The 24,326-nt window shown below is 33.6% G+C and carries 13 protein-coding genes; 6 read left to right on the top strand and 7 right to left on the bottom strand.

The features are described from left to right. Window positions 1-305: 305 nt before the first annotated feature. The 3 genes from ABWU33_RS05325 to mgtE form a co-directional block, all read right to left on the bottom strand. A complete protein-coding gene (locus tag ABWU33_RS05325; protein WP_250119946.1) occupies window positions 306-1,994 on the bottom strand; it encodes an ankyrin repeat domain-containing protein in 1,689 nt (562 codons plus the stop codon). A gap of 425 nt (window positions 1,995-2,419) precedes the next feature. After that, a complete protein-coding gene (locus ABWU33_RS05330; protein WP_353280511.1) occupies window positions 2,420-5,644 on the bottom strand; it encodes an ankyrin repeat domain-containing protein in 3,225 nt (1,074 codons plus the stop codon). Between the two features lie 489 nt (window positions 5,645-6,133). Continuing rightward, window positions 6,134-7,504: a magnesium transporter gene (gene mgtE, locus ABWU33_RS05335; protein ID WP_211908162.1), complete on the bottom strand. Its 1,371-nt coding sequence runs from the start codon at window positions 7,502-7,504 to the stop codon at window positions 6,134-6,136. 155 nt (window positions 7,505-7,659) lie between these two features. On the opposite strand from mgtE, the gene prfB reads away from it, so the two are divergent. After that, a protein-coding gene (gene prfB / locus ABWU33_RS05340) for a peptide chain release factor 2 (protein WP_250119949.1) occupies window positions 7,660-8,761 on the top strand; the annotation gives its coding sequence in 2 pieces (ribosomal slippage) (window positions 7,660-7,725 and window positions 7,727-8,761; 1,101 coding nt in all). 174 nt (window positions 8,762-8,935) lie between these two features. On the opposite strand, the gene ABWU33_RS05345 is transcribed toward prfB, so the two are convergent. Then, on the bottom strand, window positions 8,936-10,222 hold the full coding sequence (locus ABWU33_RS05345; protein ID WP_353280514.1) for a Na+/H+ antiporter NhaC family protein: 1,287 nt from the start codon (window positions 10,220-10,222) through the stop codon (window positions 8,936-8,938). A 179-nt stretch (window positions 10,223-10,401) separates the two neighbouring features. On the opposite strand from ABWU33_RS05345, the gene ABWU33_RS05350 reads away from it, so the two are divergent. Together ABWU33_RS05350 and ABWU33_RS05355 are read left to right on the top strand one after the other, a co-directional pair. Then, window positions 10,402-12,750 (top strand): ankyrin repeat domain-containing protein, encoded by a 2,349-nt coding sequence (locus tag ABWU33_RS05350; protein WP_353280516.1) that lies wholly within the window; start codon window positions 10,402-10,404, stop codon window positions 12,748-12,750. A 108-nt stretch (window positions 12,751-12,858) separates the two neighbouring features. Next, the gene (locus ABWU33_RS05355; RefSeq protein ID WP_211908683.1) at window positions 12,859-13,782 is read left to right on the top strand and encodes an RluA family pseudouridine synthase; all 924 of its coding nucleotides are present in this window, start codon (window positions 12,859-12,861) and stop codon (window positions 13,780-13,782) included. Between the two features lie 7 nt (window positions 13,783-13,789). Here the strand turns inward: ABWU33_RS05355 and ABWU33_RS05360 are convergent, their stop codons facing one another. Next, on the bottom strand, window positions 13,790-15,052 hold the full coding sequence (locus tag ABWU33_RS05360; RefSeq protein ID WP_211908156.1) for an MFS transporter: 1,263 nt from the start codon (window positions 15,050-15,052) through the stop codon (window positions 13,790-13,792). A 177-nt stretch (window positions 15,053-15,229) separates the two neighbouring features. Between ABWU33_RS05360 and ABWU33_RS05365 the strand changes: the two genes are divergently transcribed. Further along, window positions 15,230-15,862: a glycoside hydrolase family 25 protein gene (locus tag ABWU33_RS05365; RefSeq protein WP_353280518.1), complete on the top strand. Its 633-nt coding sequence runs from the start codon at window positions 15,230-15,232 to the stop codon at window positions 15,860-15,862. Between the two features lie 98 nt (window positions 15,863-15,960). Here ABWU33_RS05365 and aspS read toward each other — a convergent pair whose 3' ends face one another. After that, a complete protein-coding gene (gene aspS, locus ABWU33_RS05370; RefSeq protein ID WP_264337464.1) occupies window positions 15,961-17,763 on the bottom strand; it encodes an aspartate--tRNA ligase in 1,803 nt (600 codons plus the stop codon). 133 nt (window positions 17,764-17,896) lie between these two features. Here aspS and ABWU33_RS05375 point away from each other — a divergent pair, with 133 nt between their 5' ends. Beyond that, window positions 17,897-19,273: an ankyrin repeat domain-containing protein gene (locus ABWU33_RS05375; protein WP_353280520.1), complete on the top strand. Its 1,377-nt coding sequence runs from the start codon at window positions 17,897-17,899 to the stop codon at window positions 19,271-19,273. Between the two features lie 61 nt (window positions 19,274-19,334). On the opposite strand, the gene mutS is transcribed toward ABWU33_RS05375, so the two are convergent. Further along, window positions 19,335-21,836: a DNA mismatch repair protein MutS gene (gene mutS / locus ABWU33_RS05380; protein ID WP_264337459.1), complete on the bottom strand. Its 2,502-nt coding sequence runs from the start codon at window positions 21,834-21,836 to the stop codon at window positions 19,335-19,337. 113 nt (window positions 21,837-21,949) lie between these two features. On the opposite strand from mutS, the gene ABWU33_RS05385 reads away from it, so the two are divergent. Continuing rightward, entirely contained in the window at window positions 21,950-24,277 is a 2,328-nt protein-coding gene (locus ABWU33_RS05385) for an ankyrin repeat domain-containing protein (protein WP_353280522.1), read from the top strand. Window positions 24,278-24,326: the final 49 nt, after the last annotated feature.

The following is a 24,326-nucleotide window of genomic DNA, read 5'->3' on the forward strand; positions in this document are numbered from 1 at the left end:
AAAAATATATCCAGGTGATGTAAGTGACAAAGAATGGAAATTTCTTGAGCCAAGAGTTGCACAAGGTGTGGCCAAGAAAGCACAAAATAGGAACAATTATTAATGTTATACAATACATAATGAAAGGTATTTGCCAGTAGAGCAAAAGATTTTCCTCCATGGAAGACAGTGTATGATTATTTTTTTAGGTTGCATAAGTAGTCACACATTGCTTGAATGCATACAAAATAAAGGCTGGTGTGCCCATTGATGTTATAAGATCAAATTACCAACCTTTTACTAGATGAAATCAAAAAGCTAAGGAATTAAGCCTTACCTTGATTGATTAAACCTCTATCCTGAATTAAATGACCTTGAACAGAAGTATTACTTAAATAACTTTGAGGCTCTAAGTTTATTTGCTGTTCTTCAACTTCTAATGTACTATCTCTATTGTGTAATATCTGTTGCATTGATTGATTTACTATTAAATCTAGTTCCTTATTAAATACAATCATAAATTTGTTAAACTTCTTTGGACTTAACTTACCTGTTTCTCTATCGTGGCATGCTTGCTCTACATATGAGTTTAAAAATCCTGAAATCTCATTAAACTTACCACCCGTGATTTTTGCAGTAACCTCTTTCTGCATTTCTACACAATCAATATTTAACCGATGTATTGATATCCCACTTTTTAATGCAGCTTGCTCTACTACTTTCTCAAATTCCTCTATAATATTTAATGCATAGCCCTGTGCTTCTAATTGTGATATAGACTGAACTACTGTGGAAATATACTTCTGACCTGTGATTTTCCTTATAAATACATCTAATAAAAGAAGTATACCGTTGTTATCAATACCTTGAACTGTAATAGCTTTAGAAGGTTCCATACTTATAGCTGCCTTAAAAGGAGAAGAAACAAACTGAAAAATACCTTTCATAGTATCTACCGTAGTGTAAGCAAAAATATTGATAAATGAAGATGGCTTACTTGTTCCGCTTGTAACTCCTATTTTATTAGGACCTATCTTATCATTTTGCAATGAATTTTCATCTTCTTTTACAATACTACGGCGATTATGGACACGTGTTGATAGGAAGCTGCTTTCTTCTTGTAAGTTAAGATGTTGGGTGATTTCTTCATTTCTTCTTATTCTTCCTTCTAGAAGGTTTCGTATTTCTAAGCTGTCTTCTTCATTAAGCGTATTTGCCACGGCTAAAGCTCCTCTAGCATCAACATAATCACTTTTATCAAGAATGAGCTTAACTATATTTAAATTGCCATAAGCAGCTGCAAAGTGCAAAGATGTCCAACCATCTTTATTTTTAGCGTTAACGTCAGCATGATTACTTATAAGAAATTTAGCTACTTCTAAATGACTGCTTTTAACAGCCCAATGCAAAGGAGTATTGCCATTATTGTTCTTAGCATTAACATCAGCCCCTCCCTCTATAAGCTCTTCTACTATACTTAACCTACCATAACTTGCAGCCCAGTGTAAAGGGATATTACCATATTTGTTTCTTTCATTAACATTAGCTCCTTCCTTTATGAGCTTTTCTAATACATCTAAATGACTATTTTTAGTAGCCAAGTGCAAAAGAGTATCGCCATTATTGTTCTTAGCATTAACATCAGCCCCTCCCTCTATAAGCTTTTCTATTACACTTAAGCTACCATAACCTGCAGCATAGTGCAGAGGGACATTGTCATATTTATTCTTCTCATTAACATTAGCCCCTTTCTCTATAAGCTTTTCTAATATATTGACATTCTGATTAAGAGCAGCCCAGTGCAGAGGAGTAGCGCCATGATTATTCTTAGCATTAACATCAGCCCCTCCCTCTATAAGCTTTTCTACTACCTGTAATTTATCTGCAAGAACAGCTAAATGTAGAGGAGTATTGCCTCTATTGTCCCTGGCATTAACATCATCCCCTTTATTGATAAGATCCGCAACTTGATTAGCATCTCCACTACGTACAGCAGCAAATAATTCATTAATCATTTAACCTTCCATAAAAACCACTAAATTTCAAAGTAAGAAAAAAATCTTTTTCTGAATAAAACAGCTACCTCATAATATAAAGAAAAATATTTTCACGATCATATTTATTATACATAAAAAATTAATAGCTCAATATACTTTTCATAGAATACTCCATCTCTAAAACTTGTCAATCCCTATTTAGAAGTTTTTTTGATAATCTTTAATGAAAGTTCTTAACGAATTAATACTGACTTAATAGTATATATTACTAATAACTTAGACAACACAATCACTTCCGCAACCAAAACCAGCTATTGTAAGAAGATTTTATTTTGAGATCGTATGGTCTACCACTTGTTCTACGCGAATTTATATCAATTTATTACTTTATTTCTCTGTTTTTTTGAAATTCCCCTCATAAAATTAAATAGCTTACTGTAAAATTATAGTCTTAAGTCCCTGTTTGCAGGTTGTACAGAGACGCTATTAAATGAAGATATAGGTGACCTATGAGTTAAGTTAACCGTGCTTTTATCTTCAAATTGCAATGCTTCACTTATATTTTTTAATTTTCTTTTTTTAGTTAGTGTATGTTCATCAAATGTCTCTAGGTTTCTTTTATGTGATTGTGTTTTTAAGTCTGGAGCTAAGTGCATATCTTCAAGATAATAAATAATTTCTTCTGAGTTAGAATATACAATAACATAGTCCAAAGGACTCATATTTTTTTCATCTTGTCTATCTATACTAGCTCCTTTCTCTATAAGGTATTCAACAATATCTAACTGACCATGCATCACAGCAAAGTGCAAAGGACTCTCACCTTCTTTGCTACGTAGATTTATATTAGCTCTTTTCTCTACAAGATATTTCACAATATCCAATCTACCATATATAACAGCAAAGTGCAAAGGACGCATGTTATTTTTATCCTTTATATTTATACTAGCTCCTTCCTCTACAAGGTATTTAATAATATCTAAGTGACCATATATAGCAGCAAAGTGCAAAGGACACATACTATCTTTGTTTAATGATTTTATTATAGCCCCTTGCGCTACAAGGTATTTAGCAATATCTAAGTGACCATATACGGCAGCAAAGTGCAAAGGATTCATACCTTTTGTGTTATTTAGATTTACATCACCCCCTTTCCTTACAAGATGCTGAACAGTACCTAAGTGACCATGTATGATAGCATAATCTAAAGAAGTAAAATTCCTTTCATCAATAGCATTAATAATTTTGCTTAATTTATTAGGTTCTATTTTCTCTAATATCAGCTTAATAATTTCTTCATTACCATCTTTGGCTAGTAAATGTAAGATAGTACTTCTATCATAAATAGAATCAATAAATTCATTAACTAATCTGTCATATTTACTTGCATGACTCCAAACAGATATAATGTTATTCGGATTTATAATGCAAAATGATGTCATCATTTCTCTTAAAGTTTCTTCTTCTATTCCTGTTCGTTCTTTCTCTACTCTTACTGTTTTTTGTATCCCTTTATGAACTCTTGCTATTGACTCCTCCAGCTCAATCACTGAAAACTTATTGAGTAGATTAAGAGCATCCAAAACTTGTTGCTTACCTTTTTCTGATTTCTTCTGGAGGAAAATTTCTTCTATATCAATTTGATTGGGATCCAAGTAAGCCATATATGATACAATATCATGCGATTGCTGCCCAACATTTTTTTCTCTTCTTATTTTATTAAGGTTAAGCGTCAAAGTTATAAATAATTCTTTGGTGAGACCTAGCGCCTCGAGACAATCAGGATTCGGTTTTTTCATTTCTTCATTATAGAGTTTTAGATATTCACTAACATTAATCTTTTCTTGTTTAATATATGCTGTTGCTTGTGTCAAAGCTAATGGAAGATAGCCCAATGTTTGTGCTAACTCTACTAGATAGTAATCCTGTAACCTATCTTTTACTTCTAAGGTTCTTTCAATAAATGTTATAGCTTCTCCTAGAGAAAATCCATCATTCAACTGTGTCTTTTCTATTTCTTTTTCCCAATTCTTGCTACGAGAAGTAATTAAAACGTAAGGCTTTTCTCCATGAAAAAACAAATTAGGAAAATAGGATGGTAAAAATTTTTCGATCTCCTTATACTTACTGGTGTTATCAAAGATGAAAAGACTTTTTACGTCTCGAAAATACTGGTACACATCCTGGACAATAGATTCTATTTCTCTATCTCGAACAACATTAAAATCCATATCATTATCATTTTCTGTAGGAATTTCTAATTCTTTAGCTAAATTACGAAATGAATTGAAAAGAGTGTCATATGTTTTAGCATTTATCCATATAACTTTTGTCCAAATATTACTCTCCTTACTATATGCGTAGCTTCTAGCTAATTCACTTTTTCCTGTTCCATATTCTCCATTAATCAAGACCATTCGTGACAGTTCTACTTCTTGATTTTTACTATCTAACTTCTTTTTTAATTCGTCTAACATCACTTCTCTTTTTATAAAGAATTTTGGTAAATAGCCCAAATTAAAGGAAAATGTATTTTTACCTTCTTTTTCATGAAGTATTCGTAAATTTCTGATTTCTTCACGCAGTTCTTGTATATCCTTTTTTTTTGCTGAATCGTTTTCATTGATCTCTTTTAATATACTACTAGCCAATCCTTTCTTTTTTTCCTCATCTAAAATACGCACATACTCTCTTTTTTTAGATGTTTCACTAAGTACATATTTTTGTTCTAACTCTTCCCAACTTTCTAATTCCCACTTAAAGGGAAGCCGATAGCCGTATTTTTCAGCAAAGTCATGCTCCTTCAATTGATAATACTTAATAATCTCACCCTCTGCTTTCTCTATTCCCACCTTTTCATATAACTCTGAAGTCATCAACATTTCACCACTTTGTTTATCTTTTACTTGATGTCCAGTACGTGTAGTAAACGGGTACTTTCTTTTTGATTTACCTAAAATAACACCTTTAGTTATGTGAAGATTGGGAAATTCTCCTTTCTCGTTGCAAGATGTAGTGTAATTTATTACTCTGGATACAGTATCCATTGCTAACTTCTCAATCCCCCTATTACAAGACAACTGATTAGTATCCACAATTTTAGTGAATTGTTTCTCAAAACTTTGAAAAATTTCCAAGCCAGCTTCTATTAAAATCTTTCTTAAGTTACCTTCTGAAGGCGCAACTATTGTAGAAAATATTTTTGCTTTTTTCCTATGTTGGTTTGTAGAAATAAAACTCACACACTCCATAACTTGAGAAGTACCTACTTTCTCCACACTTGGTGGAATATAATTACCCACAGTTGATACAACCTTAGCTACTACTTTACCTGTTTTACGTACTTTTGAACCTGGTTTTGCTTCTTTAGAACATTCAGATAGTTTTTCCTCGAATTCTTTAACAAAAGTCTTAACAAAAAAAGTTGCTTTTTTCACTATTTCATCACTTGTAATGCTTATACAGCTAAACATTTCTTCATCATCAGTCGATGTACTACTGCTGCCTATAGATGAAGATCTTGTTACTCTAGGGCTCTCTTGACTTCGTCCACACTGAAGTTCTTCACTAGATAATATATTTTCATAATCAACTATTGCTGATCCAGCATCTACATAATCCATTTGATTATCTGCTACTTGTTCTCCTATATTTTCTTTACCTAACATAAAGCCGCCTATATTTTAATATTCATATTTTGATTGTTTTGTCGTAAACCTCTTTTCTGAAGATTGATTTCAACATTTGATTCTTATGCAGCTGTACCAAACCAAACTGCTGTAGAAACCTTACGGTAATCCTAAGTAACTTTAATTGCTGAGTAACAGTGTGCTTTTCTTTTGACTTCTGACTAAAATAGATATATTCTTAAAAAATTCAGAATTGCTTTCTGAGTGATATACATAATACAATGCATCTAACTCACACCCCATTTGTTCATTACGTTAGACTGGATTGTAGCTAAAGAGACCTAGCAAAGCAAGAATTTTTTTGCATACTTTAGCATTTTATTTTAGTTTTTATTTTAAAACTAAAGCAGCTCAGTTTCATGTACTTTTATTTCTTTATCGACTGTTATTTTTTTTCTTCAATGCATCTATGAGTAATGATAACGTGGACGGTAAAGCTTGTAAAGCAATTTTTTTATATAGCAAGATTCAGCTATTTAATAAAAAGATCGTGGCTAGACCAAAAAATATAAGAGCTGAGAGAATATCAGTTGTTGCTGATGTTAAGATTGAAGACGAAACAGCAGGATCGGATCTTAAACGATGAAGCATTATAGGAATGAAAGTTCCGATGAACGTTGCAATAATTGACATCATAATCATGGAGACCACAAAAATCATCTCCACTTTGACATTGTGAAACCTTATTGCTAACACTACTAATGAAATAGTAGATAAGATCACCCCGTTTATAAGACCTATTAAAAATTCTTTCATCAGTATTCTTTTTGCATTTTGCTCAGTTAGATATTTTGTTGCGATTGCCCGGATAGTTAGTGTTACTGTTTGGGATCCTGCATTTCCGCTCATCGATGCAATGATTGGCATAATTATTGGCAGTACTATAAAATTTTGTATTACGTTATCGAAAAAGCCAACTACTATAGAACATATTGTTGCAGCTAAGAGGTTAAACAGTAACCAAGGTAGTCTTTTAATTATAGTTTTATGTATAGGGGCATTTATATCAGATTTAGAAGATACACCGCTTATTTTAAGCACATCCTCTTCTGCTTCTTGTTGAACAATTTTGATTACATCTTCAATAAGGATTACACCTATAATTTTACCATTCTTATTTACTACTGGAGCTGATAATAGAGCGTAATCTTTAAATATTCTTGCTACTTCTTCTTGGTCCATTCCAGTTTTAATTATTTTTATATCTTGACTCATTATCTCTTTTATTATTGTTTCTCCTGAGTGAGATATTACCTTATTTAAGTTGAAAATGCCTATGGGTTCTAATTTTGAGTTAATGATGAAAATTTGATAAAATGTTTCTGGTATTTTTTTATAGTTGCGCAAGAATTCCATTAGCTGATTTATCGTCCAATAATATGGAGCTATAACCATATTTTTATGTATCAACCTTCCTGCACTTTCTTCTGGGTATGATAACAATTCCTCTACTAATTTTTGAGTTGCATTGGGTAAGTAGTTAAGTATATTTTCTATAGACTTTCTATCTAAATCTTTCACTATAGCTACTATGTCTTCTATATCAAGAAGCATTAGTAACTTTGCTGTATTTTCTATTCCCAATATTTCTATGATCTCTACTTGTAAATCTGGTACTACATGTACTAAGGCATCACTTAACAAATGTTGATCGAGGATATTAACTAATTTCTCCCTGTGATCACTGATCGAAGTAGATAAAAAATAAGCTAACTGAACGCTATCTATCGTTTTTACAATATTACGAACATTCTCTAATTCTTGATTATCGAGAGACTCTATTAAATCATCAATAGCCTTTTTGTCTAAACCATAATGAGAACTTGTTTTAATATTCATTACTTTACCTTATTTTTTTAATAAATATACACACTTGATTTTATTGAACATTCAAGTATAATAAAATTATTTTGAATTAACTATTATATGGTTAAATTTCTATTTTGTTTGCTGTTATTGTTAGTGATAATAAATATATTAAAGTCTAAAGTATAATGAAAACCCATCCAGAAATCCTTGAATACTTTCAAGGCTTAAATAAAAGTATTTCTCTTATCAGGAGGTGTCTTTGACATAGAAAAATTGAAGTTGCGTCTTGAAGAGCTGGATTCTCAAGCGTTGAATGATAATCTGTGGCAAGACAATCAAAAAGCACAAGAAATTTTAAAAGAACGCTCTAAAATTAAGCATGACATAGAATCGTTTTCAAAGCTAGAAAGCGATTACAACGATGCTATCAGCTTGATGAAATCTGCTATTGATGAGAATGATGAAGAATTTTTTTCTGAAGTTAAAGGTGAGTTAGTAAAGCTAGAGAAATTAATCAAACTTAAAGAGACAGAATCCTTATTTACTGGTGAAGCAGATAACAATAACTGCTTTTTAGAAATCCACTCAGGAGCTGGTGGAACAGAGAGCAATGATTGGACTGAGATGCTCATGCGCATGTATACAAGATGGGCAGAAATTTATCACAATTTTAAAGTTGAAGTTGTAGAAAAATTAGATGGTGATGCAGTTGGTATAAAATCTACAACAATAAAGATCATCGGAGAAAAAGCTTACGGGTGGGCAAAAAGCGAAAGTGGAGTTCATAGATTGGTTAGAATATCACCATTTGATGCAAATGGTAAACGTCATACCAGTTTTGCAAGTGTAGGAGTAACTCCAGTGATTGAAGATTCAATAGATATTGTTGTGGATGAAAAGGATTTAAAGATCGACACTTACCGTGCTTCTGGAGCAGGTGGTCAGCATGTAAATAAGACTGAAAGCGCGGTACGTATTACGCATATTCCAACAGGCGTTGTAGCTCAATGCCAAAATGGTCGTTCTCAACATAAAAATAAAGATGAAGCACTTAAACTACTTAAAGGACGTTTATATCAAATTGAATTGGAAAAAAAAGAACAGAAAATGGCCGAAGAATATGGCAAGAAATGCGATATAGGTTGGGGCAGTCAGATCAGATCGTATGTTATGCATCCATATCAAATGGTAAAGGATTTAAGGACTGGACATGAAGTTGGCAATATAAATTCCGTTTTTGATGGCAATATAGATTGTTTCATAGTTAGTGTATTGGAGTTAAAATGAGATTTATTAAAAAGCTAAGTTTTATGCTCTGCTAATAAGGGGAAAAGAAAACCAAAATCTATTGAGAAAAATGGAACAATTTTGTGAATATATCTATTATCCAAGTAGCTGATGAAAATGGCAACTCGTTTCTTATGGGCACAAAAATGTAATATGAAGAGAAATCTTCGTACATTAAGTTGTAGTCGCGCAACGTCTGCCATTGATGATTATTTCACCTACTGTAACTGCTGCTAAAATAAAGCAGTAATAAACTTGTGTTAACAAAGAAATAGGTGAGACAGAAGCAATGCTACCTGCTAGCAGCAGCTGGGAACCATAAGGCAAAATGCCTTTTGTAACGCAAGCAAAAATGTCTAACAAGTATGCACTACGGTATGACGGAATATTATGCTTTTGCGCGAGCCTTTTTGCAATATCGCCACTTAATAAAATAGCAATGGTATTATTAGCAACTAAAACAGTAAACATAGATGCTATGCCCGCTATTACAAATTCAGCTTTAGTTTTTGTGATATTGCTTTCATCGATAAGTTTGTGTAATGCCTTTTGACCCTGCTTGTACATTATATGACTCAATCCGCCAATAAATAGAGCAAATATCACTATCTCGTTTACTTTTTTGAAACCGTCATATATGTCATGAGAGAGTTGAATGATAGTATAGTCAAAAAAAGTCATCCCTAATACACTAGCAACAATTATATTTATAGTTATTGTTACTAAAGTAGTAACTTCAAATAACCCCATGATTATTAAAGAAATATAAGGAATAATCTTTATTACTGATAAATAATCTAAATTTGATGTAGGAATAATTTTTGTACTATCTGCCATAATTGCCAGATAGACAAGCGTTATAATGCTGGCAACAAATGCTACTTTAGAATTCACTTTAAGTTTATCCTTTATCGTGGCCCCCTGTGAAGAAACAGATGCAATAGTAGTGTCAGATATCATTGAAAGATTATCACCAAATACGGCACCTCCAACTACAGTTGCAGTTCCTATTTCAAGACCAAAAGCCCCACTTTTTGCTAAGTTAACAGCTATTGGTACCATTAATACAATAACTCCCATAGACGTACCAATTGCAGTTGATATAAAAGCGGAAGCCAAAAATACTCCAGGCAGTAGTAATCTTGCTGGAAGGAAATTGAGAATTAAATCAGCAACAGTATCTGCACTACCAATTGATTGAGTCACCACAGAAAATGCTCCAGAAAATAGAAAAGTTAAACACATAGTAAGGGTGTTTTTATCGCCCATACCCTCGATGACAGTATCGATGTTACGTTGAATTTTACCTGCACTGCATGCAACAGCAAAAAATAGCGCCGGTAGTAGGCAAATTACCGGTGAAACTTGGCGAAGCGGATTATCAATTCCAATAAAGGAAAAATAGACACCACTTCCAAGGTATAAGATCAAAAAAATAACCAAAGGAAAAAAAGCTGTCATTTTACTGCCTTAAAACCTATGATTATAATCAATTAAGTGGTTTCAGGCAAGCTTGGTTTTCTGTAAGTTAATAACAGTCCTTTTAGACTCTCAAGTTACGCTATGGAAAATGCGTTGACTATTCTACCATAATATATAGCATCAAAAAATACTCTATAGTATGAGGTAAAGCTATGGTAATGACATATGAACAGTGGAACATAATATTAGGTGTAATTGATCAAGAGGTAAATTTAAGTAAAGACAATGTAATTGAAAGAATAAGAGAGCTATTAAAGGAAGTAAAGATACTAGGGCAAGCAGAAACATCAAGAATGTTAGAAGAGATATCGCATGGATTAGAAGTATCAAGCAAGATTCCAAGAGTACAAGAGACACAAGAGCCATTAAAAAAGAGACTAAAGGTGGTAAATGTACCGCAGACAAAAGAAGAAGCAAAAAACATACTAAAGAAGTCAAGGGTGTCAAATGCGCAACAGATGGTAAAAAGAATGCTAAAAAGGTTAGGTGTACAAGAGACATCAGAAGAATCAAAAGCAGTGGCGCTAGAGGATGTGCTAAATGCACGAAAGATCTCAGAAAAGGTACCAGTGATGCTAGATACACAAAAGATACTAAAAACATTAAATAGACTAAAGAAAGAAAGTAAAAATGTGTATAAAGAGTGGAAGAAAGCCAAATTTGATGTAAATTATTGGTTTGAAATAGATTGTTTGCATGAACGCTTTTCATACACGTTATTATATTTAGCTATTGATTTTAAGCTGAGCAATTTAATAAATGCTATGCTTAAAGTAAAAGGAATCGATATTAATGCACCAGGTCCGTTTTCCGAATGGACTGCTTTACATTGGGCTGTTGAAGATAGGAACACAGAAGTAGCACGCAAGCTAATAGAAAAAGGGGCAAATGTTAATCAGTTGGATTCATCTCAACGGACTACTTTATATCAGCCAGCTGTAAATGGCGATATAGAAATAACAAAAATCTTAGTAATGAATAAGGTAAATCCTAATGTGGAAGATCTGATGAACTTGACTGCTTTATATGAAGCTGCCAGGAATGGCCATAAAGAAGTAGTAAGGTTCTTAATGAATAATGGAGCAGATGTTAAGAAGAATGGGGCGCTTAAACTTACTCCTTTACATATTGCTGTTGCAAATGTTGATAGAGCAATGGTGGATTGTATAATAAAAAACGACAAGAATATTGACAAAAATATTGAGATAGTAGATGTATTTGGATGGACTCCTGTATATTGGGCTGCTACAAAGAACGATATTTCAATATTAGAAGCCCTATTAAAGTGCATATCAGAACATGGAGCAGATGTTAATCTAGAGGATAATTTAATTGGACGATCTCCCTTACATATTGCTGCTACGAATGGTAATGTGGAAGCAGTAGAGCTCTTAATAAAATATGGAGCAAATGTTAACCATAAGGATGCATGGGGATGGACTCCTTTTAATTGTGCTGCTACAAAAGGCAATAGAAAAGTAATGTATTATCTAATAGCCCATGGAGCAAGTATTGAGACGAATGATCCACAGAAAATATTACTTTCTATTTGTCCATATAATTATCTAGAAGCAGTAACTACTATGATACAACTTGGAATATGGAAGGATGTGATGAAATTGATGGGAGCTGAGTTTTTACGTTGTGCTGCCGGACATGGTGATACACTAATGGTACATGCTCTATTAGAAGCTGGAGTAAATGCTAATGCAGGTGATGATTTAGGATCAACTGCTTTACATAAAGCTGCCAAGTATAACCATCCGGAAGTAGTAAAGATCTTAATTTTATATAGAGCAAATGTTAATGCGCAGAATGACTTAGGGGAATCTCCTTTAACTTATGCTGTCGAACGTAGAAACTGGATAGTAGTAATAACCTTACTATGCTATGGCGCAAATCCTTCATTGCCTGATAATTGTTATGAAACTGTAAGAGATTTAGCTAAACGTCAAGGTATAAGTAATCTTCTAGTGGAAGCAGAACAAAGAGCACTAGCTATACTTACACAGCTTGACTTAGAATCAAGTATACTCAGAAACACAGCATTAATGACAGTGCAACACATAGCATCACATATGTTGAGAGAAATAGAATTACATCTATCTATCAACTTTGAACGTATGATAAGAGATCAAGCTAATCAAATTGAACAATTACAGTATAACGCTAAACTTAATGAAAAAGGAGTAGCACTTATAACTGACCGCATTAAATGTGTGCAGTTAGGGACTAACACTAAAGCGTGTCCAGCTGAAATGGATGGAGTAAAAGAACAAATATTACATAGTCCTTTCAGGTGGTCATATCGCACTAAAAATGTTAATGTAGGAAGAGTAACATCTTTAGCTAACGGCATTGAGTGTATGAAGTTAGGGCCTAACACTGAAGCGTGTCCAGGCCCTAGTATTAAAGAGCCTAATACTCACCTCTCTATGATCGAGAAACTATCATTGTTACCACTTTACTCAGCTGTAGGAAAATATGAAGCTGTTATAAATAGTTAAATAATCCTCTAAATTCCAGCACGTAGCACTCGATGCAAGTAGCTGAAACTGAGGAGTACATTAGCTATGTTAGATTTTAGTTTACACAATAAAATTTTTATAAGTAAGATGTCAGAAGGTATCAAAACTATATTAGTAGAAGACAATAACGTTAGGCTCGATAGGTACATCAGAAGAATTTTTCCCAATTTGAAACAATCTGCAATTGAGAAGTCTTTAAGGAAAGGATTAATCAAGGTTGATAATTGCACGGCAAAATCCAGCGATAGGGTAAGCTCTGGGCAAGCTATAATGATAAGATACTTAGACTATATTGAGAACACTAATTCTGACTGCAAATATAATGAAAAGTTAGTGAATCTACTAAGAGAGAACATATTATATGAAGACGAATATATACTAGCTATAAACAAACCCGCAGGGGTCATTGTTCAAGGCGGCATAAAGGTAAAAATTAGCATTAGTGATTTACTTGACCAAATAAGAGAGAGAGAAATATTTAAAATTGTTCATAGGCTGGATAGGGATACAAGCGGAGTAATAATATTCGCACGCAATGCTAGCGTTGCAAGATACCTTATGGAAGAATTTAAAGGACGGAGGATAAAAAAAACTTACCTAGCATTAACTTCTGGTATACCGAGCAAAGATAATGGAACAATAGACTATCCGTTGGTGAAAAAATATATTTCAGGACAAGAAAGAGTGGTCATTGATGAAGACTCACTACAGAATGCCACTACACACTTTTCAATTGTGTCAGGGCTAAAACACAATGTCGCTTATCTAAAATTACAACCAATTACTGGTAGAACCCATCAGTTACGTGTACATTTAGCTCATATAAATTGCCCTATTCTTGGTGACGGTAAATATGGCGGTAAAAAAGCTTTTATTGATGGAGTAGCAAATCAGATTCACCTGCATTCATATTCTTTGTCTTTAAAATTGCCAAATAATAAAGAAGTCACTATTACTGCTCCTGTCCCTAAACATATCGAAAAATCTATTGAAGCGCTATCTTTTGACTGAAGCGATTTCACCAATCAATTTTTTTGTCTTTGGCTTTAATTTGAAGTACAGATATTAGGCTAATCAATGCACAAACAGTAAGGTAAATCCCTGCTGCAAGTTTTGTTTCAGTTTTTTCTATAAGCCACATGCATATCGATGGAGAAAGGCCACCAAAAATACCTGCTGATATGTTATGAGCTAAGCTGAAGCCAGTGCATCTAACTTTCGTTGGAAATAACTCGCAGGCAAGAGAATTATATATTCCAAAAGATGCACCTATCGGTATGCTCATCAACAGAAAAGTGAATGTTATAATATAGTGATTATCATATGATAATAGCGAAAGTACCGGCAAGCTAACACAAGCTAAAGTTACTAATGTAGGAATTATCACATTTTTTCTTCCAATTTTATCAGAAAGTATTGCAAACAGCACTGCAGACGTTCCAAATGTGATTTCAACCATGATCCTTACTAGATTTTTAATATCAATGCCTGAGAAGGTAAGTTCTTTGACAGATATGTTATAAAACATAATTACCGAATAAACGATTGCATTTTGGGCAATACCAAGTCCAATTGCTAATATAAATGCTTTTTTGTAGGTTTTGATTAGTTCAAAAAATGGAGAACTAGATAAGCTTTTATTTTGGTCATGAGTTTTGTACGCTAAACTCTCTTCCATTATGTATCTTATTAAAAAGCCTATTACACCCATAATAGAGCAAAAATAGAAGGGCAGCCTCCAGCCCCAAATTTCATAACTTTCACCTGTAAACTTTTTGCAAATAGCTATCATTACAAAGCATAGAATAGAACCAAGAGCACCACTAAAAGCTTTCATGCTACCTAAAAAGCCTAGATTTTTTTTATCGCTTGAATGCTCTATTAAAAAAGCTGAATTGATACTTGTTTCTCCACCTGCTGCCATTCCTTGTGTTATTCTACAAAGCAGAAGCAATATAGGAGAAAATATTCCTATTTCTTTAAAGCTTGGTATAATCGCAATTGTAGTAGATGATATCGAAGCTAATATTACGGAAGTCAGCAAAATTTTCCTTCTGCCGTATTTATCTCCAATGTAACCAAAAATAAATGCACCAAGTGGTCTAAATCCAAATCCAATTGCAAAACTGCCAAGAAATTTGATTGTGCTTAAATAATCACTTTCTGAAGGAAAAAAAACGTTGCTTATTATATGCGTTAAAACTCCAAACAGAGTTATTTCATACCATATAATCATATTGCAGATTATGCTTGATAGTATTGCTTTTTGAATATTGTTCATGATTTTTAACTCACTATAATTTAACTTACTAATAACAAGTATTTTTGTCTATAGATTGTAGTTTAGAACTTTGTAACTGTTTTAGTATAAAATTGTTTACAATATGCTCAAAAGATATTCATTAAATTTTCACTATTATATTTTATATTCAACATTTATTGTAATTATGAGGTTAGTATGAGTGAAAAAGGTATAGACGTATCTCATTGGAATGGAGAGATTGATTGGTCGAAAGTTGCAAAGGATAGGGTAAGGTTTGCATTTGCCAAAGCAACTGAGGGAGAAACTTCTCAAGACACTAAATTTGGACAAAATTTTCAAAGTATGAAAGATAATAATGTGCAAGCTGGGGCATATCACGTATTTAGGATGACCTCAACACCTGAAGGTCAGTTGAATAACATAGTTAACGAACTTAAAAAAGCTAATTTTGAGCCAGGTACAAATAAGTTAGCTGTTAGTGCTACAACTGGTATTTGCGAAGGAAGAACAACAAAATGTGATGATCCTACAAAACACACTAACACACAGAGAGCCGAAAAACTTCATTCTTTATTGACTCAATTGAATGAAAAAGGATACAGTCCAATTGTATATGCTTCACCAAAAACGTGGAATGATTACTATACACAAGAAGAACATAATTTTTCTCACTACCCATTATGGGTTGCTGATTGGAGAGGAAGATCGGAGCCTGAATTACCTAAAGATTGGAAGGATGCGGGTAAAAACTATACTTATTGGAATTACACCTCTCAAGGAGAAGTAGACGGAACAGAGGGCCAAGTCCCGCTAGACCAAACGTTTTGATATCCTAAAACTATAAAGTAGTGCTAGGGCCTAGCACTACTTTAACAGAATTCAATATTCTTGTTTTTTCCCCACCTAAACTCAAGTTATATACAACTTTATTCAACAACCTTTAAAGACAACTCACGTAAATGCTTATCCTCTACTTTAGAAGGAGCACCCATTAGAACATCTTCACCTTGCTGATTCATAGGAAAACAGATTACTTCACGAATACTAGGCTCATCAGCAAGTAGCATAACCATTCTATCAACTCCTGGTGCTATTCCACCATGAGGTGGCACTCCAAACCTAAATGCACGCACAAGCGCACCAAATTTTGTATCAACTTCTTCTTTACTGTAGCCTGCAATGGCAAAAGCTCTGTACATAATATCTAGTTTGTTATTACGAATTGCTCCACTTGACAGCTCTATTCCATTGCAAACAAGATCATATTGGTAAGCAAGGATATCCAGTGGATTCTTTTCTTCTAAATCTTTCAAGCCACCATGTGGCATAGAAAATGGATTATGAAAGAAATCAATTTTTTTACTTTTATCGTCATACGCAAAGTAAGGAAAATCAATCACCCAACAGAATTTGAAGATATTGTCATCTATAAGACCTAGTTCTGATCCCAAAAGAATACGCACTTTCCCTGCAATTATTGCTGCTTCATTTTCCTTATCAGAAGCAAAAAATACACTATCTCCAGGTTCTATATTTGTTATTTCTTTTATGGAATTTAACCTATTGTCATCAAGGAATTTAGCAATTGGTCCTTTTGCAATTCCATCTTTATCGAACGTTATATATCCAAGACCTTTAGCACCGAATTCCTTTTGTGCATGTTCTATTTTTTTATCAAAAAAGCTACGAGGTTCCTCTGCTGTTTTAGGAGCAGGAATGGCTCTCACTACCATACCGCGTTCAATATTGCTTTTGAAAATATTGAACTCTGAATCACGGAAAATTTCTGTTACATCGCTAATTAATAATGGATTACGCAAATCTGGCTTATCAGATCCATATTTGAGCATTGCTTCTTTGTATGTAATACGTGGAAAATCTTTATCGACAGACTTGCGAGAAAATTTCGCGAACACTTTATATAAAGTAGATTCAATAACCTGAAATATATCTTCTTGAGTCACAAAAGACATTTCAAGGTCGAGCTGATAAAACTCCCCAGGAGAACGGTCAGCCCTTGCGTCCTCATCACGAAAACAAGGTGCAATTTGAAAATATTTATCAAACCCTGAAACCATAAGCAACTGCTTAAAAATCTGTGGAGCTTGTGGTAATGCATAGAATTTACCAGGATTTAGTCTGCTTGGCACTAAGTAGTCACGTGCACCTTCAGGAGAAGAGGCAGTAAGTATTGGAGTTTGAATTTCCAAAAATCCTTGCTCTATCATGAGCCTCCTGAGCTCTGAAATGATCTGTGAACGCAGAATAATGTTATTACGAACCTTTTCACGTCTTAAATCAAGAAAACGGTATTTAAATCTCATGTTTTCTGGGTATTCTTGCTCGCCGGCGATACTTGCTAATATACTCCTTTCTTCTTTTGCTATTTCTTCATCACAGTGGAACTCAACTTCCGATTCAACTTGTAAATTACTAACTATAACTTCAATTTCTCCTGTGTAAATAGAGCTGTTTACCGTATCTTCAGTTCTAGCTTTGACTGTTCCTGTGACAGTAATCACACTCTCTGATTTTAAATTTGAAATTTCATCAAAAAAGTCTTTGTCATTATTGAATACCAGTTGAGTAATTCCATAAAAATCTCTTAAATCAACAAAGATTAGGTTACCATGGTCACGTTTACGGTACAGCCACCCAGAGAGAGTAACTTCCTTTTCTACATCATTCTTCCTTAATTCATTACACGCGTGAGTTTTATAGCAGTTCATTTAATTGAAATTTCTAGAATACAGAAAGATTATAAAATAAATTAACCTTTGGGCAAGATAATATCTAAAGATCCTTTACAAACAATTCCGATTTGGATATAATTTCTTTGATTGTGTGTGTTGAGGTGTATTTATGAATCCTGAAGAACTACAGAAAATTCTAGCTGAAAATAAGAAGAAAGATTCTGTATTAAAAAAGCTTCTTAGAGCTGTTAAGGAGAATGACTTAGAAAAAGTAAAATCAATTTTTGAGAAAAACAGCTCTATTATTAAAGATGTTGTTGCTGAGATTAATTCCCAAAATGGTACAAATTTATTAGGTTATGCTGTTGATAGTAAAATGGCCAAATATCTAATAGAAAAGGGTATAAGCTTTAGCGCTGCAGTCACAAAGGCAGTTCGAAGAAGAGATTTAGAGTCAGTAAAATCAATCTGTCAGGTGAGTAGCTTAATAGCTAAAGATGAGTTACAGCAAAATCCTGAGCCACTACAATCTGCAACTTATGATCACAAATTTAATGATAAAATTGCAAGGTATTTGATTGAACAAGGTGCAAATCCTAATGCAACTGATCATCTTGGTCGTTACTTACTTCATCTGCAAATTGCAAAAAGCAATTTCAAAGGAGCTAAGGCTTTAATAGAAAACGGCGCGGATGTTAACTTAATAAATCAAGGGGTAAAAAGCTATCAGACATTAATTATGGGTGGTAGTGAGTTGAAGGGTGAAACTGCGTTGAATTTTGCAATTAGAATATATTACAGACATAAAGACATAGACAATCAAAAATCTGATGAAACCTTAAAATTTATAAGTTATTTAATAGAACAAAAAGCAAACTTAAATATTAAAGATTGTAATGAGATGGTCCCTTTAGATATTGCTATATTTCATAATTCTCCAAAGATAGTAGAATTATTGATAAAAGCTGGTGCTGATCTTAATGTTGGAAGGGAAAAAGCAGAAGGTGTTTTAAAGTATGCAATTACTGAAGGGCATATAGATATAGGGAAAGCTACAATTAGATATATTTTGGAACATGACTCACACTGGTTAACAACTTCAAATAAACCAGATCTTCTCAATGACCAACAAGAGTTATCAAACTATTGGGATGAATATAAAGCTCAAGTTAAAGAGCTTCATGATATAGTGGGAGATAGAATTTACTTGACTGGTGACCGCTCTACCCGTCCTATAATGAGAACAGTGAGTGGCTTTTTAGATCATGAAAGTAGAAAAAATCTAGTAAAATCATCATTCATATCTAGTGCTGAGGCACCAGAAAATTTTTGTCCGAGAAAGCTGGCTGTTATAAGTGTAGCTGCAATAACTTGCGCTTTAGCATTATATTTTCTTGCTCCATTAATCATTGGGTCTTCTGCTGGAATTGGTACTCAACTAGCATTAGGAGCTGTAGGTGCAGTTGTAGGTGGTGGAATTGGAATCTTGACCAATGTGGCAATAGATCAATGCTACGTTAATTCAGCTACTCAGAAAGCTGACTAAAATTAAAGCGCCATAGATTGCTAAAACTCCATAATTGTGGAGTAATATAATGTTACTTTCCTCAAGCCTTTAGCTCCTCAAATACTTCTCTTGCTCTGTTTAAAACAGAATCAGGAAAACCAGCAAGTTTTGCTACATGTATTCCATATGACTCATCTGCAATGCCTTCAATTACTTCATGTAAAAAGATGACTTCTCCTTTCCATTCTTTTATTTTCATACAAAAACATTTCACATCTTCTAAGTATTCACCTACTTTAGTCAATTCATGATAATGAGTTGCAAAAATGGCGCGGCACTTATTTATGTTGTGAATGTGTTCAATCACCGCCTGTGCAATAGATAATCCATCATATACCCCTGTGCCCCTACCAATTTCATCAAGTATCACCAAGGAACGATCTGTTGCCTGATTTACTATCGTTGCTGTTTCGATCATCTCTACCATGAAGGTAGAATAACCAGCTGTTATATTATCTGTTGCACCAACCCTGCTAAATATCTTGTCAATCACTCCTATATGCGCACTCTCTGCTGGCACAAATGACCCCATGTGAGCTAAAACTGCAATGAGAGCGTTTTGCCTCAAAAAAGTGCTTTTTCCCGCCATATTAGGCCCAGTAATTAGATGTATACCAGCTAAATTGATGCTATTTGAAATGAATTTATCGTTAACTTCAACCACTGGATGTCTTCCACTACAGATATTGAACTCTTTACTGTCATCGATAATGGGTTTTACGTAATTATTTTGCACTGCAAGCTCCGCAAACGTGGCTCTAATATCAAGTTTTGCCAAAGCATTTGCAGTAAGAGCAATTTTTTCAGATTCTTTAGCGACTTTACTACATAGTTCACTAAAAATTTTCACTTCTAAGCCGATTGCAGCATCACGTGCCGTAAGAATTTTATTTTCTAGTTCTTTCAATTCATTAGTAGTATAGCGCATGCTATTTGCTAAGCTTTGCCTATGAATAAATATATCCGAAGTTATTTTGTGATTTGCCGACACTTCAACGTAGTAACCAAGTATATTGTTGTGTAATATTTTGAGTGCAGCAATGCCAGTTAGGTCGCGATAAGACTCACGGAGCTTAGTTACCAACTTGTTACTGTTGTTCAATATATAATATAATTCGGATAATTCTTGATCATATTTTGGATTGATAAATCCTCCTTCTTTTACGGAACTGAGGTTGTTATCAAGTATAGCACTGTTTAGAAGCTCGAATAGATCTTTATGATTACCAAGACTTTTATGTATTGTGCTTAGTTCACTTTCGTTACTACTTATCACCTGAGTAGTAGACTTTTCTCTGTTCAAGCATTGGAATGACATCTGAGAGTTAGCTGCCGGTTCTTCACTTAAACAATAATTATGCAAGGTAGACAGAAACTCAGATAACTCTAAAGTTTTTCCTAGGCCTATTTTTAATAGGTTCATATCCTTTGGCGAACCACGTCCTAGTATCAAGCGCGATAAAGACCTCTCAATATCCGGAATGTTAGATAATATCTCTCGTATTTTTCTACGTGGCTCATAATTATTTACAAAAAATTGAGTGGTGTTGAGCCTCAAATTGATTGCCTTGGAGCAAGCAAGTGGTGAAGCAAGCATTTGTTTGAGCAGGCGTCCACCAGAAGCTGTAACTGTGTGATCAATAACTGAAATTAGTGAACCTTTCTTTTCACCAAATTGAGTTGAGAATAACTCAAGATTTCTCCTTGCTGAAGCATCAATAAGCATGAAATTTTGTTGCTTATAGGTTTTCGGGAATTCAAGCCTTGGAATGGAGCCCCTTTGTGTTACTCTGACATATTCAAGCAGTGCACCGCACGCCATGATTTCTACTTTGCTGAAATTTCCTATACTTCCAAGTTCCCTGATTTTATAAAACTCGCATAACGTTCTGTGAGATTTACTATACTCAAAAAAACTCTGTACGTGTTGTGTAATTGATATTTTATAATTTTTTAAAATCGATCTAATTTTTTCGTCCTCAATGAATTTTTCAGAAATTAATAATTCTCTTGGTGATATACGCAATAAATCACTATCTAGAGCTTTCAAACTCGTTAAAGTGTGAAAAAATTTTCCCGTCGATAATTCAAGCCAACTAATAGCATATTCGTCATTTTGTTCAACTATGGATGCGAGATAATTATTGCTTTTATCCTCCAGTAGTGAATCTTCTATAATTGTACCTGGAGTTACAACTCGCACTACATCACGTTTTACTATGGATTTATAGCCCCTCTTTTTTGCTTCATCAGCAGTTTCTAATTGGTCACAGATTGCTACTTTGAATCCTAAATCTATTAGCTTGTGCAGGTAAGACTCACTACTGTGTGCTGGCACTCCACACATTGGTATTTCTTGTCCATTTGAATTGCCCCTCTTGGTTAGCACTATATTCAGCAATTTCGCAGCTTTAATAGCATCATCGAAAAACAATTCATAAAAATCGCCCAGTCTATAAAACAATAGATGATCCGTGTATTGAGCTTTCAAATTTAAATATTGCTCCATTACAGGGGTATTTTTTTCTCTTATTAAGTTCATAACATTTTTAAATATGTTAGCAGCAAACCACTTACTCTGGTGTTGGTTATTTTATTATGGATAAATAATTTTTTTTAGCTATAGTACAAAAACAAATAGTTTGAGGTATAATTATGGAATATGAACGGTTGTTAAAAATATTAAGGACAATAAGTGACTTAAATGAGAACAATATAATCGAAAGGGTAAAAGAGGAATTGGAAAAAGAAGATTCAGACACGTATAAAAAGTGGCAAGATAATGAATTTAACATAAATTATACATTCGATGATCAAAGTACATTGTTACATATAGCTGCTAGAAATGATCTTGTAAAGATAGCAGAGCTTTTAATAAAAAAAGGGGGTAATGTTAATACAGCAGATCAAGATGGATGGAATCCTTTACACTTTGCTGTTGCAAGTGGCAGTATAGGAGTGGTAGAGATTCTCATAGCAAACGGGGTTAATGTTAATGTAGCAGATCAAAATGGGTTTACTCCTTTGCATTGTGCTGCTCACAATGAAAATAAAGAGATAGTAGAACTCCTATTAGACAAGGGGGCTAATGTTGATGCAGTAAATCAAAATGGGTGTACTCCTTTGCATTGTGCTACTATCAATGGACATGAAGAAATAGTAGAACTCCTATTAGAGAAAAGGGCTAATGTTGACGTAGCGGATCAATACGGGCGTACTTCGTTATGCTGGGCTATTAGAAATGGCTATTCAGAAATAGCAAGAATTCTACTTGAAAACAAAGCAGATCCTTTATTGGGACATAAAAGTTTTAACACATTAAAGCTTTTGATTGAATTAATAAAAAATGATTTTAAGCACTCTAAGAAAGCAGAAGAAACACAGCAACAAGAAGATGATGAATATGAATTGATTAAATACTCGTTGCTACTTCGCAATGACTGCTCCTTAACGGATGTTGTCGAAAGAGGTGCATTTGGCAAGCTGATATCTACGTGGCTTGTTGACATATCCAACTTAACAGAGAGTCAGAAGGAGTTGAATAAAAAATTCTTAAGTACTTTTAAAGACTTTCCACATGTTACTTATAAGGATTATAAGAACGATGTTGAAAAAATTAAAAAATTTTTACTAGATCATAAAAGTAATCAAGATCTAAAAACCATTCTCAACCTTAAAAGAGGAGAATCTAAACTGACAATACTGCATATTCTATCAAGTATGGAATGTAGCAATTCAGAAGAATGCATAGATTTACTGTTGAATTCAGGCGCTGATCCTAATGAAAAGGACGACACAGGAAGAACGCCTTTGCATTATGCTACTCGTTCTGGTCATTGTGATACAATTATCAAATTGCTTCTAAGGAAAGGAGCTAATCTTGATATAAAGGATAAAAAAGGTAAAACCCCAATAGAATTTGCAGTTAATAATCCCAACCTTAATATTAAAGAGTACTTTTTAACTGATGATGTTATTTATGGAACTTTTCGTAAAAAAACACAAGTTGACTATAATGGAAAAAAGTATTTGTGCAAAAGTGTAAATCTATGGGGAGAGGATTTTCTACTAGATGAGCAAGATCCAGATAAATATTTTTGTAAATTAGATGAAGTTCAAGACATAAATCAGCTAGAACAGGTTGTAAATGAAGCTATAAAATCTAGGGTAAGGTTCAATCTTACTTGTGAGGGAAATATATATGAAAATACTTATGAGAGTAAGTATAATTTTACAGATTATGTAATAAGAAGAATTAGTGAATTAAAGATTTTTCAAGGTGAAAGGGACATAGAAGTTGCTAGTCGCATAGTATGTAATTTGGTAAAAAGAGGTGCAGTATTTGAAACTCTAAGTAGTATAATTGTAATTGATAAACTAGAGAAGTTTAAAGACCACAAAGCTAATCTTAAAGAAGCACGTAAAAGCTATATACATTACTCTCTAAGGTTTTTGGAAGCTGCAAAAAACGCAACTACTGGTAAGGTAAAAGAGGCAAAAATGGACAACTTCACTTTCTACTTGAAATACTCAAAGAATAGTATAGTCGAGGTTGCAAAAATCATAAATGGAACAGATGAAAGCACAGAATTTCGAAGAGACGTGATAGCAATCGGTGAAAGCGAGACAGAAATTTTAACAGAAGGTGGGGTAAGAAATTATACTGACCTTATAGGTAATATAGTACTGACTTTTCATACTGATTTGGGAAAAGTAGATGCTAGATTGTATTCTGATGTGCAAGATGAAGGAAAAATTATAGTAGAAGTGAGTAACAAGGAGGAAATATTGGAAAAGTTTAAAAATTATAAAGAAGAGTTAGGTGAGAACTGCTTGCTTGGTGGTTCTTCTGTCTACGACGCTATTAAGCAGGGATATTTTAAAAGGCCTGAGGAAGTAGATTCCATATATCATGTAAGCTCTTCATTAGAAAATATATCTTTATTGCCTATTGTACAACAGAACATAGAGAAAATTCGCTAGCAAGGTTAGTGTTGCTTAGCTTAAGTTTAAATTGCCAAAAAATGCAAAC

It is taken from the genome of Wolbachia endosymbiont (group B) of Cyclophora punctaria (assembly GCF_964028235.1).
Taxonomy (GTDB): Bacteria; Pseudomonadota; Alphaproteobacteria; order Rickettsiales; family Anaplasmataceae; genus Wolbachia.

Coding starts and splice junctions, on each gene's coding strand:
- ABWU33_RS05325 (WP_250119946.1), bottom strand. CDS start 1,994: ATGATTAATGAATTATTTGCTGCTGTACGTAGTGGAGATGCTAATCAA.
- ABWU33_RS05330 (WP_353280511.1), bottom strand. CDS start 5,644: ATGTTAGGTAAAGAAAATATAGGAGAACAAGTAGCAGATAATCAAATG.
- mgtE (WP_211908162.1), bottom strand. CDS start 7,504: ATGAATATTAAAACAAGTTCTCATTATGGTTTAGACAAAAAGGCTATT.
- ABWU33_RS05345 (WP_353280514.1), bottom strand. CDS start 10,222: ATGACAGCTTTTTTTCCTTTGGTTATTTTTTTGATCTTATACCTTGGA.
- ABWU33_RS05350 (WP_353280516.1), top strand. CDS start 10,402: ATGACATATGAACAGTGGAACATAATATTAGGTGTAATTGATCAAGAG.
- ABWU33_RS05355 (WP_211908683.1), top strand. CDS start 12,859: ATGTCAGAAGGTATCAAAACTATATTAGTAGAAGACAATAACGTTAGG.
- ABWU33_RS05360 (WP_211908156.1), bottom strand. CDS start 15,052: ATGAACAATATTCAAAAAGCAATACTATCAAGCATAATCTGCAATATG.
- ABWU33_RS05365 (WP_353280518.1), top strand. CDS start 15,230: ATGAGTGAAAAAGGTATAGACGTATCTCATTGGAATGGAGAGATTGAT.
- aspS (WP_264337464.1), bottom strand. CDS start 17,763: ATGAACTGCTATAAAACTCACGCGTGTAATGAATTAAGGAAGAATGAT.
- ABWU33_RS05375 (WP_353280520.1), top strand. CDS start 17,897: ATGAATCCTGAAGAACTACAGAAAATTCTAGCTGAAAATAAGAAGAAA.
- mutS (WP_264337459.1), bottom strand. CDS start 21,836: ATGAACTTAATAAGAGAAAAAAATACCCCTGTAATGGAGCAATATTTA.
- ABWU33_RS05385 (WP_353280522.1), top strand. CDS start 21,950: ATGGAATATGAACGGTTGTTAAAAATATTAAGGACAATAAGTGACTTA.